This window comes from Streptomyces palmae, from assembly GCF_004684805.1.
Classification (GTDB): Bacteria; Actinomycetota; Actinomycetes; order Streptomycetales; family Streptomycetaceae; genus Streptomyces; species Streptomyces palmae.
In genome coordinates, this window is sequence record NZ_SRID01000010.1 from 1 (window position 1) to 17,174 (window position 17,174).

The window sequence follows — 17,174 nt, forward strand, 5'->3', positions numbered from 1 at the left end:
GCCCGAGGCAGCGCCCCGTCCGCGCCCGCCACACCGCCGCCCTCGCCCAGGCGAGCGCCAGCCGCGCCCGTCATACCGCCGCCCTCCCGGAACGGAGCCCCAGCCGCGCCCGCCGGAGCCCCGTCCGCCCGGAGCGAGGCGTCGCCTTCACCCCAACCGACCGTGTCCACGCCGGACCCGCTCGCCCGTCCCGCGGCCCCGTACGTCCCCGGGGCGTCTCCCGCACTCACGCGATCGCCCCCGAAGGGGTGGTCACGCCCTCATGGGTGAGCAGCAGCTGCTTGCGCTCCAGCCCGCCCGCGTAACCGGTGAGCGAGCCGTTCGCGCCGATCACCCGGTGGCAGGGGCGTACCAGCAGCAGCGGATTGGCTCCGATCGCGGAGCCCAGGGCGCGCACCGCGGCCCGGGACACCCCCATGCGCTCGGCCAAGCCTCCATAGCTGGTGGTGGTGCCGTACGGGATCTCCTCCAGCGCGGCCCAGACCCGCCGCTGGAAGTCGGTGCCCCGGTCGGCGGTGAACTCGATGTCGAAGCGGGTGCGGGTGCCCTCGAAGTAGTCGCCCAGCTGCCGGACGATCTCGGCGAAGGCGTCCGGGTCGGCTCGCCAGTCCGCCCGCACCACCGCACCGCCCTTCTGCCCCGGCACCGACAGCGAGGCGAGGGCCGTCCCACCGCTCGCGGTCGCCGACTCCTCTCCGACGAGCAGCAGCTCGCCCAGCGGGCTGTCCATCGTCGTGTAGACCGTCATGATCTTCTTCCTCTCGCGGCCCATGGCCTTCCGGTTCCGCTTCCCACTCTCCGCCTTCCGACGGCGGACTGCTGGCGGGAATCGGACATCGCACCCGAGCCGCGTCCGACCGGCCGGCCGGCCATCACGCACCGGCCGCACCGACCGCACCGACCGCACCGCAGAGACCAGACGTACCAGACACGCCGAACACACCGAACACACCGAACACGCCGAACACGCCGAACACACCCGGTGACGCCCCACGATCCGGCCGTCCCCCGTTCAGCCGCAGATCAGCACCAGGTCAGCCCCAGGTCGGCCTCAGCCCCCGGTCGGCTGGTCGGCGGGCCTGAGCAGGACGAAGTCGGCGCCGAACGGGTCCGTGCAGACCGCCAGCCGGCCCACGCCCTCCGCGTCCTCCGGGCCCATCTGCAGCGCGCCCCCGTGCTGCGTCACCCGGGCGACCGTGGCGTCGCAGTCCGCGACCGCGAACACCGGGTGCCAGTACGGCTTGCCGCCCGTCGCCCGCAGATGCCCCGCCGCCATCTCCATCAGCCCGCCCTGCATCCGCTCCTGCCCCAGCCCGGCGGGGGTGATCAGTGCGTACGTACCCCCGCCGCCGGGCAGCGGGATGTCCTGGGTGGTCCAGCCGAAGAGCGTGCCGTAGAACTCCTTGGCCGCCGCCGCGTCCGTGGTGTACAGCTCCGTCCAGCACAGCGAGTTCGCCGCGTCCACCAGCTCCAGGCCCTTGTCAGTGCCCGGCTGCCAGACCGCGAACTGGGCCCCGAGCGGGTCGGTGAACTGGGCCATTCGGCCTTCCCCGTCGGCGTCCGTCGGGGGCACCCGTACCGAGCCGCCGGCGCTCTCCACGGTGCGCGCGGTGGCATCCGCGTCCGGCACCATGAAGTAGAGCATCCAGGCCGAGCGCGCCCCCTCCTCGGTGAGCTTGCCGAGCCCGGCGACCCGTTTCCCTTCCGCCTTGAACGCCCCGTATCCGCCCTCCGGCCCGAAGCTCTCGTACCGCCATCCCAAGACCGCGCCGTAGAAGCTCTCCGCGGCACCCACGTCGGGGGCGCCCAGATCGAGCCAGCACGGGGAACCGGTCACGAAGTCAGTGGTGATCACGGCGATTCCCTTCTCACCTCGAATCCCCCTCACCGACTCAGCGTGACACCCACCACCGGCGACCGCCCGCCGACCATCCCCGGGGCGGCAGGCCCGCCCGGCGTCGAACCGTGCGGCCAGACCACCGTCACCCCTGCTACCGCGCCCCGCCGCGACGCCACAGCACCACACTCACCGCGGTGATCCAGGCGAAACCGCCGAACCGACCGACCGGGATCAGCAGGGTGGCCGGCTCCGCGACCAGAGAGAGCAGCGACAGGACGCTCACCGCGGCCAGGACCAGGCCGGACCAGGCGATCCAGACCGGCAGCGTCCGACTCGCCCGCGCGGTGCTCGACACCTGCCACAGGGCCAGGCCGAGCGCGCCGACCGCGGGAGCGGCGCCGGTGATGAAGGCGAGGTCCATGACGGTACGGGACACCACCAGGTCCGCCGAGGAGCCCACCATCGACAGGGTCCAGCTCGCACCCGCGGACAGCATCAGCAGCGCCCCGGCCACGGTGCCGGCCGCCCGGACCACACCCGCCTGCGCGGACGTGCCGTGCCGCCCCACGTAGTCCGTCAGCCACGGGACGAACGCCAGGAGCCCCAGCGCCGAGAGCGTCTGGAACAAGGCCCTCAGCCTCAGCGAGCGGTGCAGTGCGGAGGGGTCGGCCAGCAGATAGTCCCGCAGCACCTCATCGCTCGAATACGGGGTGGCGAGCGGGCCCGACGGCGCGACGATGCCCGCGATGACCAGGCCGGCCACGAAGAAGAGCACATACAGGACGCCGCTGAGCGCTCCCATGGACGGTCGGCGGGACAGGGGGAACGACGACAAGACAACCGCCTCCAGGCGTTGGCACCCGCCGGAGGGAAAGCCCGCGTCCGGCGCGGCTCAGTCCACCGGACCGGCCCCGCCAGGACATCCGGCAGCGGAAGCGTCCCGCCGTACTCCCGCGGAAGTAACGCGCACCGGACGCATGACGCCCCCTCACCCACCGCCCCGCCACGGGTACTCCGCCGCGCGCCCGGTTCCGGCAGGGCAGCCGGCGCCCGAGCGCCAAGCACTCCAGACCGGAAACCGAGACTCGAACCGAACCCCCAGGCATCCGCCCGGCCCACCCTCAGCACCGGGCCATGCCACGACAAAGGGCCAGGTAGGAATGTTCCTACCTGGCCCTTCAAGTGAGCCGCCTAAGGGAATCGAACCCTTGACCTACGCATTACGAGTGCGTCGCTCTGGCCGACTGAGCTAAGGCGGCATGCTGCGCAGCCAGAGTGGCAGAAGCAGCGTCGCCAAGTCTACACAGTTTCCCGGGGTGCTCCGCACGGCTCGGTGTTCGGGGTGTATGCGCAGGTCAGGAGCAGTGTTTGGCGGCGGAGGGCGGGGTGCCTTCCAGGAGGTAGGTGTTGATCGCGGTGTCGATGCAGTCGCTGCCGCGGCCATAGGCGGTGTGGCCGTCGCCCTCGTAGGTGAGCAGGGTGCCCGAGTCCAGTTGGGCGGCCAGGGCCTTGGCCCAGGGGTAGGGGGTGGCCGGGTCCCGGGTGGTGCCGACGACCAGGATCGGGGCAGCGCCCTTGGCGTGCAGCTGGTGCGCGGATCCGGTGGCGGGCACCGGCCAGTAGGCGCAGTTCAGCGAGGCCCAGGCCATGCCCTCCCCGAAGGCCGGGGACGCCTTGCGGAAGGCGGGCAGGGCCTTCCGCACATCGCTGGTGGTGTGGAAGGCGGGCGGCATGTCCAGGCAGTTGATGGCCGGGTTGGCGAACATGAGGTTGGCGTACCGGCCGTTCTCGCGCTCGTAGTAGAGGTCCGCGAGCTGCAGCAACGGGGCTCCGTCACCGTCCATCGCGGAGTGCAGTGCCAGGCGGAGCTGCGCCCAGGCGCTCTCGTCGTACATGGCGGCGATCACCCCGGTGGTGGCCAGCGACTCGCCCAGGGCTCGGTGCGGGTCGTCGGTGGGTACCGGGTGCTGGTCGAGGTGGGTGAAGAAGCGGCTCAGCCGGTCGGCGGCGGCATCCGGACCGCCGGTGCCCAGCGGGCAGTCCCGGTGCTTGGCGCAGTCCTTGGCGAAGGCGGTGAAGGCGGTCTGGAAGCCGGCGGTCTGGTCCCGGTTCACCCTTTCCGTGGAGAGCGAGGGGTCGAGCGCGCCGTCCAGGACGAGCCTGCCCACCCGTTCCGGGTAGAGGTCGGCGTAGGTGGCGCCCAGGAAGGTGCCGTAGGAGGCGCCCACGTAGTGCAGGTTCGGCTCGCCGAGCGCGGCCCGCAGGACGTCCATGTCGCGGGCGGACTCGACGGTGGAGACATGGCCGAGGATCCGGCCGCTGTGCCGGGCGCAGCCGGCCGCGAACTTCCGGTAGGCATCGACCAGGCCTCGGATCTCGGCCGCGTCGTCGGGTGTCTGGTCGATCTGGGTGTAGGCGTCCATCTGGCGGTCGGTGAGGCATTTCACGGGTTCGCTGCCCGCCACTCCGCGCGGGTCCAGGGCGACGACGTCGTACCGGGCGCGCACGGCCGCCGGGTAGCCGATCCCCGCGTAGTCGTGCAGGTAGCCGATGGCGGATCCACCGGGGCCCCCGGGGTTGACCAGCAGCGAGCCGACCCGCCGGCCCGGCCCGGTGGCCTTCTTGCGGGAGACCGCGAGGGACAGGTCCTCGTCCGGATCCGGGTGCCGGTAGTCGAGGGGGGCCTTGAGGGTGGCGCACTCGAAGTCGGCCGGGCCGCAGGCGTGCCAGGAGAGTTTCTGCTCGTAGTAGCGCTTGAGCGCGGCTGCCGGCGGAGCCGTGGCGGACGGCGGGTGGGAGGGCTGCCGCTCCTCGTCCCCGTCGTCGGAGGAGCAGCCGGTGACCAGCAGGGCGGCCGCGGCGAGCATGCCGCCGGTGCTGCGGAGTGTGCGGCTGAGCCTCATCGGTCGGCGCCCTTCGCTACGGAGTACGTGCCGCGACGCGGGCGAGCAGGCCCGTGCGAGTGCGCCGCGACACCGGATGTGTCGGAGCGTATCCACGCGGCTACGATCCATGCGCCCGCGCGCGGACTCGTACGGGTGAGAGCGGTGGCGGCCCGCTGCCGCCCGGGCCCCTGGCCCGGTCAGCCCGGGTTCGCGAACCCGGACCGGGGAGATGGCGAACGCCCGTCGGCGGCTGAGAGCGGTGGCGGCCCGCTGCGCCCGGGACCCTGGCCCGGTCAGCCCGGGTTCGCGAGCTGGCGGTGGGGCCCCGCGGGGCTCGGGTCAGCCGGCGCGGAGGGCCATGGTCATCGCCTCCACCGCGAGCAGCGGCGACACGTTGCTGTCCAGTGCCTGGCGGCAGGCCGACACCGCCTCGATACGGCGCAGGGTCCGCTCCGGCCGGGAGCCCGCGGCGACCCGCTCCAGCGCGTCACGCACGTCGGCGTTGGCTATCGCCGTCTCGGAGCCGAGTTGCAGGGCGAGCACATCGCGGTAGAAGCCGGCCAGGTCGGTCAGCGCGAGGTCCAGGCTGTCGCGCTGGGTACGGGTCGCCCGTCGCTTCTGCCGGTCCTGGAGGTCCTTCATCGCCCCCGCGGTGCCGCGCGGCAGCCGCCCACCGGTGCCGGCGGCGGCGCCCAGTGCGGCGCGCAGCTCCTCGGTCTCCTTGGCGTCCACCTCTTCGGCCAGCTGCTTGGCGTCATCGGTGGCCGCGTCGATCAGCTCCTGGGCGGCCTTGAGACAGCCGCCGACGTCGTCCACCCGCAGCGGGAGCTTCAGCACCGCGGCGCGGCGGGCGCGCGCCCGCTCGTCGGTGGCCAGTCGGCGGGCCCGCCCTATGTGCCCCTGGGTGGCCTGGGCCACCGAAGCGGCCAGGCCGGGTTCGATGCCGTCCCGACGCACCAGCACGTCGGCCACCGCGTCGACCGGAGGGGTGCGCAGCGTCAGGTGGCGGCAGCGGGAGCGGATGGTGGGCAGCACATCTTCCAGGGAGGGCGCGCAGAGCAGCCAGACGGTGCGCGGCGCGGGCTCCTCCACCGCCTTGAGCAGCACGTTCGCGGCGCCTTCGGTCAGCCGGTCGGCGTCCTCCAGGACGATGACCTGCCACCGGCCGCCGGCCGGGGAGAGCTGTGCGCGACGCACCAGCTCACGGGTCTCCTTCACACCGATGCTGAGCAGATCGGTACGGACGATCTCCACATCGGCGTGGGTGCCGACCAGGGTGGTGTGGCATCCGTCGCAGAACCCGCAGCCGGGCGCCCCGCCCAGGGCTCGGTCCGGGCTGACGCACTGCAGCGCGGCGGCGAAGGCCCGGGCGGCCGCGGCACGCCCCGAACCGGGCGGGCCGGTGAACAGCCAGGCGTGCGTCATCTTGGAGCCACCGGGCACCTGGGGCTCGGCGGACGCGGTGGAGCCACCGCCGACGCCGGCTCGGTCCCCCGCTGCGGCCGCGGTGACCAGCGCGTCGGCATCGCGTGCGGCAGCGGCGAGCTGGACCGCCACACGGTCCTGCCCGACCAGGTCGTCCCAAACCGCCATCGTCGCCTCCCGCCGGCCTTCTCGCGACTACCCATTGTGGGGCACGGCACGGACAACGCGGTGCGGCCCGCGGCCGGGCCCCGTCCAGGCACCGGCCGGCCCCGCCCATCGCCCGGCCGGGCCGGACACGCCGCTGCCCCCGCCTCGTGGCGGGGGCAGCGGTGATCGGCAGCTGAGGGGCGTGCGGTGCGCCGGTCCTCAGTCGCGGCGTCGGTCGCCCTGGTCGTCGTACGGGCCGAGGAGTTCGTCGGCCAGCGTGGGCAGGTCGTCCAGCGGGGTCTCCTCGGCCCATTCCGGACGGCGCCGGTCCCGACCGCGGCGCGAGCCCTCGTCGGCGGACGGGTCGTACGGCAGTGCGCTCTCCGGGTGCTGCCCGGCCTGCTGCTCCGGGGCGAACTGCGGGAGCTCGCGGGTGCGGTCGTTGTCGGGGTCGCCCGACGCGGAGGGACCCTCCTCCGGCCGGAACAGCCACGGCGGCACCCGGTCCGCCGGGTTCTCCGGCCGGTCCGCGGAGACGGCCGGCAGCACGGCGGTCTCATCGGCCGCGCCCGCGACCGGCGGCAGCACCGCGGTCTCGTCCGCCGCCCCGGGGACCGGCGGCAGTACCGCGGTCTCGTCCGCCGCGCCCACGGCCGGGGGCACCGGCGGCTTGGGGAGTACGGCGGTCTCCTGAGCATCCGAACCCGTGTCGCCCGCCTTGGTGTCGTGGTCGACGCTGAGCGCGGTGCGCGGGTCCACCCGCGGGGCGACCCTGGCCTCCGCGACGCCCCCGGCGCCCCCCGCGGACGCGGAGCCACCGGTGGCGCCGTCCTGCTCGGGGCCGGACGGGCTCGGGACGGCGGGCGTCTCGATGGTCGGGGCGTCGTCCGCGGTGCCGGCCTCGGGCCGCCACACCGCCGGCGTCTCCATGGTCGGCGCCTCACCGGCCGCGGCGGCGTCCGGGCCGGAGCCGGCCCGCCCGCCGGCGGAGGGGTCCTCGGGCTCGCCGTCCGACCCGGCTCCGTCGGATCCCCGTCCCCGGTCGACGCCCTCGGAGCCCAGCCCCGTGGTGCGCTCGGCCTCGGCCCGTTCGGCGGCGGCCTGCTCCGCGGCGCGGGCCGCCTCCTGCCGGGCGCGCTCGGCCCGCAGCAGGGCCTCTTCCGCCTCCCGCTGCATCGCCTGGCGACGCGCCTCCTCCTCGGCGCGCTGCCGGGCGAGCTCCTCCTCCTCGCGGCGGCGGCGCTCCTCCTCCAGCGCGCGGGCACGGTCCTCGGCCTCGATCCGCCGGCGCTCCTCCTCGGCTCGGCGCTGGGCGTCCTCGGCCCGCTTGCGGGCCTCCTCGGCCTGGCGCTCGGCCTCGCGCTGCCGGGCCTCTTCCTCCTCGCGGCGGCGGCGCTCCTCCTCCTCCGCGGCGGCCTTGGCCAGCGCCTCCTGGCGCTCGCGCTCCAGCCGCTCCTCCTCGGCCTTGCGCGCGGCCTCCTCCTCGGCTCGCCGGCGGGCCTCCTCCTCGGCGGCCTTGCGGGCCTCCTCCTGCGCCTTCAGCTCGGCCTCGGAGAGCGGCAGCATCCGGTCCAGCCGGTGCCGTACGGCCGTGGTCACGGCCTCCGGCAGCTGGCCGGCGTCCACCACCAGGTAGCGGCCGGGGTCGGCGGCGGCGAGGGTGAGGAATCCGGCCCGTACCCGCTGGTGGAACTCGGCGGGTTCGGACTCCAGCCGGTCGGGGGCCTCGGTGAAGCGCTCGCGGGCGGTCTCCGGGGAGACGTCGAGCAGCACCGTCAGGTTCGGGATCAGTCCGTCGGTGGCCCAGCGGTTGATCCGGGCGATCTCGGTGGGCGCCAGATCGCGGCCGGCGCCCTGGTAGGCCACCGAGGAGTCGATGTAGCGGTCGGAGATCACCACCGCGCCGCGCTCCAGGGCGGGACGCACCACGGAGTCCACGTGCTCGGCGCGGTCGGCGGCGTACAGCAGCGCCTCCGCGCGGTGCGAGATCCCCGCCGAGGCGACGTCCAGCAGGATCGACCGCAGCCGCTTGCCGATCGCCGTGGCACCCGGCTCCCGGGTGACGACCACCTCGTGGCCCTTGCCGCGGATCCACTCCGCCAGCGCTTCGACCTGGGTGGACTTGCCGGCCCCGTCGCCGCCCTCCAGGACGAGGAAGAAGCCGTTGGGGGCCATCGCCTCCTGCGCGTCCGCGCCGCGCAGCGCCTCGCGCAGATCGCGGCGGAGCGGCACGCCCTGGCGGTCGTCGGTCTTGCCCAGGATCAGCGCGGCCACCGGCAGCAGCAGCGCGCCGACCAGCATCAGGGTGAAGGCGGCGCCGCCGTGCGCGAACACGAAGTCGCCCCTGACCAGCCGGTGCGGGCCGATGGCGGCGGCCAGCAGCGGGGCGGCCACCGCGCCGACCCCGACGAAGACGCGCACCACGGCGTGCAGGTGCTCGGTCGTCCGGCCGAGCCGCGACTCCTCGGTCTCCTGGTCGAGCAGCGAGTGGCCGAGCCGAGCGGCGACGCCGGCGGACAGACCGGCCAGCACGATGATCATCAGCACCGTGCTGGCGTCGTGCACCAGGCCCGCCACCAGCAGGGCGAGGCCGGTCAGCGCGATGGCCATGGCCAGCAGCCGGCGTCGGGACAGGCCCGGCAGCAGCTTGGGCGCGAAGCGGATGCCCAGCACCGGGCCGCCGCTGAGCGCGAGCACCAGCAGGGCGAAGGCGACCGGGCCGCCGCCCAGGTCGGCGGCGTGCAGCGGGGCGACGCCGACGGCCGCGGCGATGGCCCCGGCGACCGCCGCGGAGGCCAGCACCAGGTGCGGCAGCGCGCCGGTACGGCCCTTGTCGGGGCCGGTGGCGGTACGCGGACGGCGCAGCCCCTCCAGCGGGGAGCGGGCCCGCGGGGTCTGCGCGGCGGGCAGTTCCACGAAGGCCAGCACATTGAGCGCGGCGGTGAAGAGCCCGGCCGCGAGATACGACCCGAGTGCCGCCTGGTGCTGGTGGAACCAGTCGATGCCGGACCCCAGCAGATTGCCGACCAGGGTGGCGCCCAGCAGCGCGATGGCGGCCAGCGGCAGCGAGACGAAGGTGGTGCGCTGCCCCAGCCGGCGCAGCGCGTCCAGGTGGTCGGGGAGCGGCCGGACCGCGGCGCCCTCGATGGGCGGCGCGGGCAGCAGCGCGGGAGCCGCGTCGTCCTTGGCCACCGTCCAGCAGCGTTCCGCGACACCGACCACGAAGGCGGTGATCAGCAGCCAGGCGAGGGCGTCGGCGGGCGTCCAGTTGATCCACAGCGGCGCGATGATCAGCAGCACGGCCCGCAGCCCGTCCGCGCCGATCATGGTCCAGCGGCGGTCCAGCGGTCCCGACGGGCCGACCAGCGCCGACACCGGGCCCAGCAGCACCGCGCCGAACAGCACGGTCGCCAGCAGCCGGGCCCCGAGCACCGCGGCCACCGCGAAGGCGGCGCCCCGGTAACCGCCGCCGAAGGAGCCCTGGGCGACCGCCGCCTGCAGCGAGAGCAGCACCAGCACGAGCACCGCCAGGGCGTCTCCGACACCGCTGACCAGCTGGGCACCCCACAGTCGCCGCAAGGCGGGGTGGCGCAGCAAGGCTCGTACGGCGCGCTCGCGGGAGTCCGCGGCAAGGGCTCCGGAGGTGGGGGGCACGTCCGTTGGCTGCTCGGCTCGCGTCATCCCGCAAGCCTATCCGGCTCGGGTGAACAGATGAGCCGCCCGCCCGAACAAGCGGGCGGCCGTACGGGTGTCCGCCACCGATCGCGCCCGGCCGCGCCCCCTGGGGGTCGCGGCCGGGCGCGATCGGTGCCGCTGCTGGTGTCGCCGCTGGTCGCGCGGCTGCTGAAGCGGCCGCGCGGGCGGCTACTCGGCGCTGGAGTTGTTGCTCGCGGCGGTCTTCTTGGCCGCCGTCTTCTTGGCCGCGGTCTTGGTGGCCGCCGTCTTCTTCGCGGCGGTCTTCTTGGCCGCGGTCTTCTTCGCGGTGGTGGCCTTCTTCGCCGGAGCCTTCTTCGTGGTGGCCTTCTTGGCGGTCTTCTTCGCCGTCTTCTTGGCCGGTCCCTTGGCGCGCTTCTCCGCCAGCAGTTCGTAGCCGCGCTCGGGCGTGATGGTCTCCACGCTGTCCCCGGTGCGCAGGGTGGCGTTGGTCTCGCCGTCCGTCACATACGGGCCGAAGCGACCGTCCTTGACCACCACCGGGCGCTCGCTGACCGGGTCGGTGCCCAGCTCCTTGAGCGGCGGCTTGGCCGCTGCCCGGCCGCGCTGCTTGGGCTGCGCGTAGATGGCCAGCGCCTCGTCCAGGGTGATCGTGAACAGCTGCTCCTCGCTCTCCAGCGAGCGCGAGTCGGTGCCCTTCTTGAGGTACGGGCCGTAGCGGCCGTTCTGCGCGGTGATCTCCACGCCCTCGGCGTCGGTGCCCACCACGCGCGGCAGCGACATCAGCCGCAGCGCGTCCTGGAGGGTCACGGTGTCCAGGGACATGGACTTGAAGAGCGAGGCGGTACGCGGCTTGACCGCGTTCTTGCCGGTCTTCGGGGTGCCCTCGGGCAGCACCTCGGTGACGTACGGACCGTAGCGGCCGTCCTTGGCGACGATCTTGCGGCCGGTGACCGGGTCGGTGCCCAGCTCGAAGTCGCCGCTCGGCTTGGCGAGCAGTTCCTCGGCGTACTCCAGGCTCAGCTCGTCCGGCGGCAGGTCGTCCGGGACGTCCGCGCGCTGCCCGGGCTCGCCCTCGACCGCGCTGGGGCGCTCGATGTACGGACCGTAGCGGCCGACGCGCAGCACGATGCCGCTGCCCACCGGGAACGAGGAGACCTCCCGGGCGTCGATCGCGCCCAGGTCGGTGACCAGCTCCTTCAGGCCGCCCAGGTGGTCGCCGTCGCCGTTTCCGGCAGCGGCGGCGGCCGTGGCCTCGGCGGCCGGGCCGCCCTCGCCGAAGTAGAAGCGCTTGAGCCACGGGACCGCCTGGGCCTCGCCGCGCGCGATGCGGTCGAGGTCGTCCTCCATCTTGGCGGTGAAGTCGTAGTCCACCAGCCGGCCGAAGTGCTTCTCCAGCAGGTTGACCACGGCGAAGCTCAGGAAGGAGGGGACCAGCGCGGTGCCCTTCTTGAAGACGTAGCCGCGGTCGAGGATGGTGCCGATGATCGAGGCGTAGGTCGACGGGCGGCCGATCTCGCGCTCTTCCAGCTCCTTGACCAGCGAGGCTTCGGTGTAACGGGCCGGCGGCTTGGTGGCGTGGCCGTCCGCGGTGATGTCCTGGGCGCCCAGCCGGTCGCCCTCCGCGACCTGCGGCAGCCGCCGCTCGCGGTCGTCGAGCTCGGCGTTCGGGTCGTCGGCGCCCTCCACGTAGGCCTTCATGAAGCCGTGGAAGGTGATCGTCTTGCCGGAGGCGGAGAACTCGGTGTCCCGGCCGTCGCTCGCGGTACCCGCGATCTTCACGGTGACCGAGTTGCCGACCGCGTCCTTCATCTGGGAGGCCACGGTGCGCTTCCAGATCAGCTCGTAGAGCCGGAACTGGTCGCCGGTCAGCCCGGTCTCGGCCGGAGTGCGGAAACGGTCGCCGGAGGGGCGGATCGCCTCGTGCGCCTCCTGCGCGTTCTTGACCTTGCCCGCGTAGCTGCGCGGCTTCTCGGGCAGGTAGTCGGCCCCGTACAGCTGGGTGACCTGCGCCCGGGCGGCGGTGATCGCGGTCTCCGACAGGGTCGTGGAGTCCGTACGCATATAGGTGATGAAGCCGTTCTCGTACAGCTTCTGCGCCACCTGCATGGTGGCCTTCGCTCCGAAGCCCAGCTTGCGGCTGGCCTCCTGCTGGAGCGTGGTGGTGCGGAACGGCGCGTACGGCGAGCGGCGGTACGGCTTGGACTCCACCGAGCGCACCGCGAAGGCGGAGTCGGCGAGGGCGGCGGCCAGCGCGCGGGCACTCGCCTCGTCCAGGTGGAGGACGTCCGTCTTGAGCCGGCCGTTGGAGCCGAAGTCGCGACCCTGGGCGACACGCCGGCCGTCCACCGTGGTCAGCCGGGCGGTGAAGCCGCTCGGCTCGCCGCCGTCACCGGTCCGGCCGGCGGTCCCGGGCGAGAAGGTGCCGGTCAGGTCCCAGTACTCGGCGGAACGGAAGGCGATGCGCTCCCGCTCGCGCTCGACCACCAGGCGGGTGGCCACCGACTGGACGCGGCCCGCCGACAGCCGCGGCATGACCTTCTTCCACAGCACGGGGGAGACCTCGTAGCCGTAGAGGCGGTCCAGGATGCGGCGCGTCTCCTGGGCGTCGACCAGGCGCTTGTTCAGCTCGCGCGGGTTGGCGACGGCCTCCCGGATGGCGTCCTTGGTGATCTCGTGGAAGACCATCCGGCGGACCGGCACCTTGGGCTTGAGCACCTCCTGGAGGTGCCAGGCGATGGCCTCGCCCTCGCGGTCCTCATCGGTGGCGAGGAAGAGCTCGTCCGACTCGGCCAGCAGCTCCTTGAGCTTCTTGACCTGGCTCTTCTTGTCGGCGTTCACCACATAGATCGGCTGGAAGTCGTGCTCGACGTCCACGCCGAGCCGACGGACCTCGCCGGTGTACTTCTCGGGCACCTCTGCGGCGCCGTTCGGCAGGTCGCGGATGTGCCCGACGCTCGCCTCGACGACATAGCCCGGGCCCAGATAGCCCTTGATCGTCTTCGCCTTGGCAGGCGACTCGACGATGACGAGTCGGCGGCCGCCCTGTGCGGTCTCGCTGGTCGGGGACAACTTCGCTCTTCTCTCCGGTCGGCGCTCGATGAACGGGACCTGTACGGTTCCCTGTCCTTGCGGTGACGCTGCGGAGTGTGACGGTACATCCCGCCCCCGTGTCAAACGGAAAAAGCCCACAACGCCACTCGAACGGTAACCCGACAAGCGTCCTGTGCGCCGCCCGGACCGACACACCGCCCCGGCGAGGCCCTTCCCAGGGGTAACCGAGACACCGGATTCCGCTACTCGCCGAAGCGGCACCGGTCGCAAGAGCCGCCACCGAGCCGATCACCCCTGCGTACCCTCTGCGACGCCGCAGCATGCCCACTCCTGCGGAGCCAGGCCGTGGGCTGGTCAACTCTTCCAGCGGCGAAGACGAGGTCGACAGGAGAGGGACCGCGCCCGAGACGGCCGGCGGAATCCGCGGGATCGCCTCGGCCGTCTCCCTGTTCATCACGTATGCGCGGCAGGAGCGCGGAGTCAAGGCTTCCGAAAAGGCGGGCAAAGGAGATCAGGCAGGAGAATGCAGGGCCGGGCGGGACGGGGAAGAGACCGGAAAGCGAGCCGAAGGACCTCCGATCAGGAGCGCGCCGGGAGCCGCCGGCCGCTACTCGAGCCGCTGGGCCTTTCCCGACCGGACGACCGGTCCCGGCGCCGTCGCGGATGTCAATTTGTGCAGCCAGGAATGCGCGGATCGGTTCGCCAGGATGGGAGGAGCGGAAGTCGGCGTCAGCGCGTACGCGTGACGATCTCCCCGCTTCACGACGGGACGGTGGCGAGCCAGAACATGCCCCGGTCCGACCTGCGCCGCACGCCGACCGACCCGAAGGGTCCGACGGAGCCCGAGACATGGACGCTCGGCGGGAGCGCCTTCGTCCAGGGGATTTACCTTGACGGTGGCGAACAAGCAGATACCCGCAGCTTCGACCTGTTCTTCTACACCGGAGACAAGGACTGCTCCTTCGGGGTGGAAGTAAACGTGACGAGTGGCGACAAAGACGAGTGGTACCCGGTCAAACTCATCGAAAAGGGCGACGGACGGGGATTCGTCGCAGGGCAGGCCAAGAATTACCAATCGATGGTCACCCCGAAGCGGGACCGCGCGGGAAACGACGTCGCGGGCCCCGGAAATCCATTCGGCCCGATCAGCCTGAAAAAGGAACCACTGGCCGGGATTCAGCGCCGGCCCCGGCCTTAGAGCAGCCGCTCGAAGCACCGGGAACCCGCCACCCCCGCGTAGGCGCCGAAGTTGGGGATCGGGCGGTATCCGCAGCGGGTGTAGAAGCGCACGGCGGCGGGTTGACCGTCTCCCGTCTCCAGCCGCAGGCGGGTCCAGCCCTGGCCGCGCGCCCACTTCTCCAGAGCGGAGAGAACGCCTTCGGCGACCCCGGAGCCGCGCCGGGCGGGGTCCACGTACATCCGCTTGACCTCGCCGATCCCTCCGCCGAGGTCGCGGAGTCCGCCGCAGCCCATCGCGCCGCCGTCGTCCGCGGACGCCACGAAGAACACCGCGATGTCCGCCGCCGAGGGCGCCACCCCGGGCTCACTGTCCGGGGTCCCGTAGATCTCGGCGATCTCGGCCCGCTGCCGGGCGCGCAGCGCTACCGCGTCGGGGTGCTCCCAGGGCACCTGCTCGATCCTCATGGCGGGATTGTGCCGAGTGGGTGTTGCCGGGAGGTAAACCCCTACGGCCCGCCCCCGCCGCCGAAGGCCCCCGCTTCGGCTACTCCACCACCGGCACCAGGAAGCCCTGCTCGACCAGCAGCCGGATGGACTCCGGGGTGCGGTCCCGCAGCAGCACCGGGTCCTCGCCCAGCAGCTGGGCGATCGCGTCCAGGATGCGCCCGGCGCTGAGTGTGCCGTCGCACACCCCGGCGAATCCGGCCCCCACCGTGTCCACCTTGGTGGCGCGCCGCATGCCCCGGTTCTGCCGGAGCACCACGTGCTCCGGGTCCTCCGCGCCCGGCAGCCCGACCTGCTCCTGCACCACCTCGTCGGCCAGCCGGAAGCGGTCGGCGAGCAGGGCCGCGTCATCGCGGGTGCGCAGGTAGTCCTGCCGGTCGAAGTGGTCGGCGATCACCCCGCCCAGCGGCTGCTCCACCGGGTGCGGCCACTCCTCCACCACCACCGAGGGCCGGTCCGCACCGGACTTGCGCAGGGTGATCCAGCCGAAGCCCACCGCCCGGGTCCCGCGGGACTCGAACTCCTCCAGCCAGGCGTCGTAGCGGGCCGCGTACCGGGCCGGGTCGCCCAGGTGGTCGCCGGCGTCGCGCAGCCACAGCTCGGCGTACTGGGTGATGTCCTGCACCTCACGCTGCACGATCCAGGCGTCGCAGCCGCTGGGCACCCAGGAACGCAGCCGGTCGCGCCAGTCCTCGCCCTCCACGTGCTCCCAGTTGGCGAGCAGCTGGCACCAGCCGCCGTCGGTGAGGTGGTCGGCGGACCGCTGCACCAGGGTGCGGCACAGCGCGTCGCCGCTCAGCCCGCCGTCCCGGTAGACCAGCCGGGCGCCAGGGGAGATCACGAACGGGGGATTCGAGACGATCAGGTCGTACCGCTCGTCGCCGACCGGCTCGAAGAGCGAGCCCTGGCGCAGATCGGCCTCCGGGGCGCCGGAGAGCGCCAGCGTCAGCCGGGTGCAGGCCAGCGCCCGTGGATTGAGATCGGTGGCGGTGACGTGGGTGGCGTGCCGGCCGGCGTGCAGCGCCTGGATGCCGGAGCCGGTGCCCAGGTCCAGCACCCTGCCCACCGGGGTGCTCACGGTCAGCCCGGCCAGCGTGGTCGACGCCCCGCCGACACCCAGGACCAGCTGCGAACGGTCCACCTCGCCGGCGGCGGCCGCACCACTCGCCCCGCCCACGGCGCAGCCCAGGTCGGAGACGATCCACCAGTCCTGGCCCTCCGGCCCGCCGTACGGCCGGACGTCGACCACGGCGCGTACCCCGTCCGCGGCACCGGCCTCCGATGCGCCGTCAGGCACCAGCCAGCCGTCCGCCAGGCAGTCGTCGACCGGCAGCACCGCCCGGGCGCCCGCCAGGGGCACCGACCGCTGCAGCAGGAACAGCCGCACCAGGGTCCGCAACGCGCCCTCGCCCCGGGTGGCGCGCTCGGCGGGCACCGTCTCGCCCCTGGCGAGCGCGGTGTACGCGGGCGCCCCGAGCAGGTCGAGCAGGCCGTCGGCGGTGAAGCCGGCGGCGAGCAGCGCGTCCCGGAGGCGAGCGGTACGGCTGGGGTCGGCGGTCGGCAGCGGGCTCGGCTGGTACGTACTCACCACCCCATTGTCACGGCTGCCACCGACAAGCCGCCCACCCAGGGCGTCCGCTGACGCCGCGCACGGCGGAAGGCGGTGCTCCGGGTACATACCGGGAACGTCGGTACCGGACGCCGAAGCGCCCGGCCGCCGCTACGCCGTGGGCTCCGGCACCGCGGCGCCGGTCGGCCGCTGGCAGCCCTTCTGCTGGCTCATCGAGGTGCCGACCTTGCCGGCCTGGAGCTGCGCCAGGGCCTTGCCGCCCGAGGTGCTGAGCTTCTTCAGCTCTTCCACGATGCCCTTGAGGCCGGCCGCGAACTCCGACTTGTCGGAGGTGTTCAGCTTCTCCACGGTGGTCTTCAGGTCCTCGTAGGCCTTGGCGGTGCCGTTGAGCTCCTTGACCGCCGCCTTCTGGGTCTGCGCGCCGTCGTCGACCGGCGGCGCCCCGGCCTTCTGCACCGAGCTTCCCAGCGCCCGGTACGCCTCGGCGATCTCCTGGAAGGCCTGGGCGTCGGTCTGCTGGAGCTTCTTGGAGTCCTGCTCGTCCTCGGCGCGCTGGATGGCCGCGTTCGCCGACTGGATCTTCTTCAGCTGCGGCTGTATGTCATCGCAGACCGTCTTGGCCCAGGCGTCGACCTTCTTGTCGTCCTCGCCGCCGCCGCCGCAGCCGGACAGTGCCAGTACGAGCGCCGCACCGCCGGACAGTGCCGTCACGAGCTTCTTGTTCACCGGATTGGTCCCTTCCATGGCTCTCGGCCCCGGAACATACACGCCGAAAGGGCAATGCCGACGAGTCGAGAGTCCTGTACGAGATCTATTGATGCGTTTTAAACCAAGCCGGGTGTGGTTTTGAACTCGTCATGCGGACGGGCGGGCGGCAGGCCAACGCCTGCTGCCCGCCCGCCGGTTGCGGCTGTTC

At 73.2% G+C, this 17,174-nt stretch carries 11 protein-coding genes and 1 tRNA gene; 1 reads left to right on the forward strand and 11 read right to left on the reverse strand.

Annotation, left to right across the window (positions count from 1 at the left end):
• Positions 1 to 226: 226 nt before the first annotated feature.
• From E4099_RS02310 to topA, 8 genes are all read right to left on the reverse strand, one after another.
• Positions 227 to 748: a methylated-DNA--[protein]-cysteine S-methyltransferase gene (locus tag E4099_RS02310; protein ID WP_135337198.1), complete on the reverse strand. Its 522-nt coding sequence runs from the start codon at positions 746 to 748 to the stop codon at positions 227 to 229.
• A gap of 303 nt (positions 749 to 1,051) precedes the next feature.
• Complete coding sequence (locus E4099_RS02315; protein ID WP_135337199.1) at positions 1,052 to 1,855, reverse strand: VOC family protein; 804 nt, start codon at positions 1,853 to 1,855, stop codon at positions 1,052 to 1,054.
• Between the two features lie 136 nt (positions 1,856 to 1,991).
• A complete protein-coding gene (locus E4099_RS02320) occupies positions 1,992 to 2,675 on the reverse strand; it encodes a hypothetical protein (RefSeq protein ID WP_135337200.1) in 684 nt (227 codons plus the stop codon).
• Between the two features lie 350 nt (positions 2,676 to 3,025).
• Positions 3,026 to 3,099, reverse strand: a tRNA-Thr gene (locus E4099_RS02325).
• Between the two features lie 96 nt (positions 3,100 to 3,195).
• The gene (locus E4099_RS02330; RefSeq protein ID WP_135337201.1) at positions 3,196 to 4,743 is read right to left on the reverse strand and encodes an alpha/beta hydrolase; all 1,548 of its coding nucleotides are present in this window, start codon (positions 4,741 to 4,743) and stop codon (positions 3,196 to 3,198) included.
• Positions 4,744 to 5,064: 321 nt separating this feature from the next.
• On the reverse strand, positions 5,065 to 6,318 hold the full coding sequence (locus E4099_RS02335; protein ID WP_135337202.1) for a DNA polymerase III subunit delta': 1,254 nt from the start codon (positions 6,316 to 6,318) through the stop codon (positions 5,065 to 5,067).
• Between the two features lie 198 nt (positions 6,319 to 6,516).
• Complete coding sequence (tmk, locus tag E4099_RS02340; RefSeq protein WP_135337203.1) at positions 6,517 to 9,978, reverse strand: dTMP kinase; 3,462 nt, start codon at positions 9,976 to 9,978, stop codon at positions 6,517 to 6,519.
• 183 nt (positions 9,979 to 10,161) lie between these two features.
• Positions 10,162 to 13,023 carry a type I DNA topoisomerase gene (gene topA / locus E4099_RS02345; protein WP_135337204.1) on the reverse strand — a complete coding sequence of 954 codons (2,862 nt, stop codon included), beginning with the start codon at positions 13,021 to 13,023 and terminating at the stop codon, positions 10,162 to 10,164.
• A 724-nt stretch (positions 13,024 to 13,747) separates the two neighbouring features.
• On the opposite strand from topA, the gene E4099_RS32795 reads away from it, so the two are divergent.
• Positions 13,748 to 14,203: a hypothetical protein gene (locus tag E4099_RS32795; RefSeq protein WP_167828274.1), complete on the forward strand. Its 456-nt coding sequence runs from the start codon at positions 13,748 to 13,750 to the stop codon at positions 14,201 to 14,203.
• Here E4099_RS32795 and E4099_RS02355 read toward each other — a convergent pair.
• The 3 genes from E4099_RS02355 to E4099_RS02365 all read right to left on the reverse strand — a co-directional run bounded on the left by E4099_RS02355 (position 14,200) and on the right by E4099_RS02365 (position 16,984).
• Complete coding sequence (locus tag E4099_RS02355) at positions 14,200 to 14,649, reverse strand: GNAT family N-acetyltransferase (protein ID WP_135337206.1); 450 nt, start codon at positions 14,647 to 14,649, stop codon at positions 14,200 to 14,202. The genes E4099_RS32795 and E4099_RS02355 overlap by 4 nt on opposite strands.
• Positions 14,650 to 14,728: 79 nt before the next feature.
• Positions 14,729 to 16,276, reverse strand: a complete 1,548-nt coding sequence (locus E4099_RS02360) for a DUF7059 domain-containing protein (protein ID WP_245244518.1) — start codon at positions 16,274 to 16,276, stop codon at positions 14,729 to 14,731.
• 132 nt (positions 16,277 to 16,408) lie between these two features.
• Entirely contained in the window at positions 16,409 to 16,984 is a 576-nt protein-coding gene (locus E4099_RS02365) for a small secreted protein (RefSeq protein WP_245244519.1), read from the reverse strand.
• Between the last annotated feature and the right edge of the window lie 190 nt (positions 16,985 to 17,174).

Bases quoted from the DNA above. Each gene is read 5' to 3' on its own strand.
- E4099_RS02310 (WP_135337198.1), bottom strand. From the start codon at position 748: ATGACGGTCTACACGACGATGGACAGCCCGCTGGGCGAGCTGCTGCTC.
- tmk (WP_135337203.1), bottom strand. From the start codon at position 9,978: ATGACGCGAGCCGAGCAGCCAACGGACGTGCCCCCCACCTCCGGAGCC.
- E4099_RS02355 (WP_135337206.1), bottom strand. From the start codon at position 14,649: ATGAGGATCGAGCAGGTGCCCTGGGAGCACCCCGACGCGGTAGCGCTG.
- E4099_RS02335 (WP_135337202.1), bottom strand. From the start codon at position 6,318: ATGGCGGTTTGGGACGACCTGGTCGGGCAGGACCGTGTGGCGGTCCAG.
- E4099_RS02330 (WP_135337201.1), bottom strand. From the start codon at position 4,743: ATGAGGCTCAGCCGCACACTCCGCAGCACCGGCGGCATGCTCGCCGCG.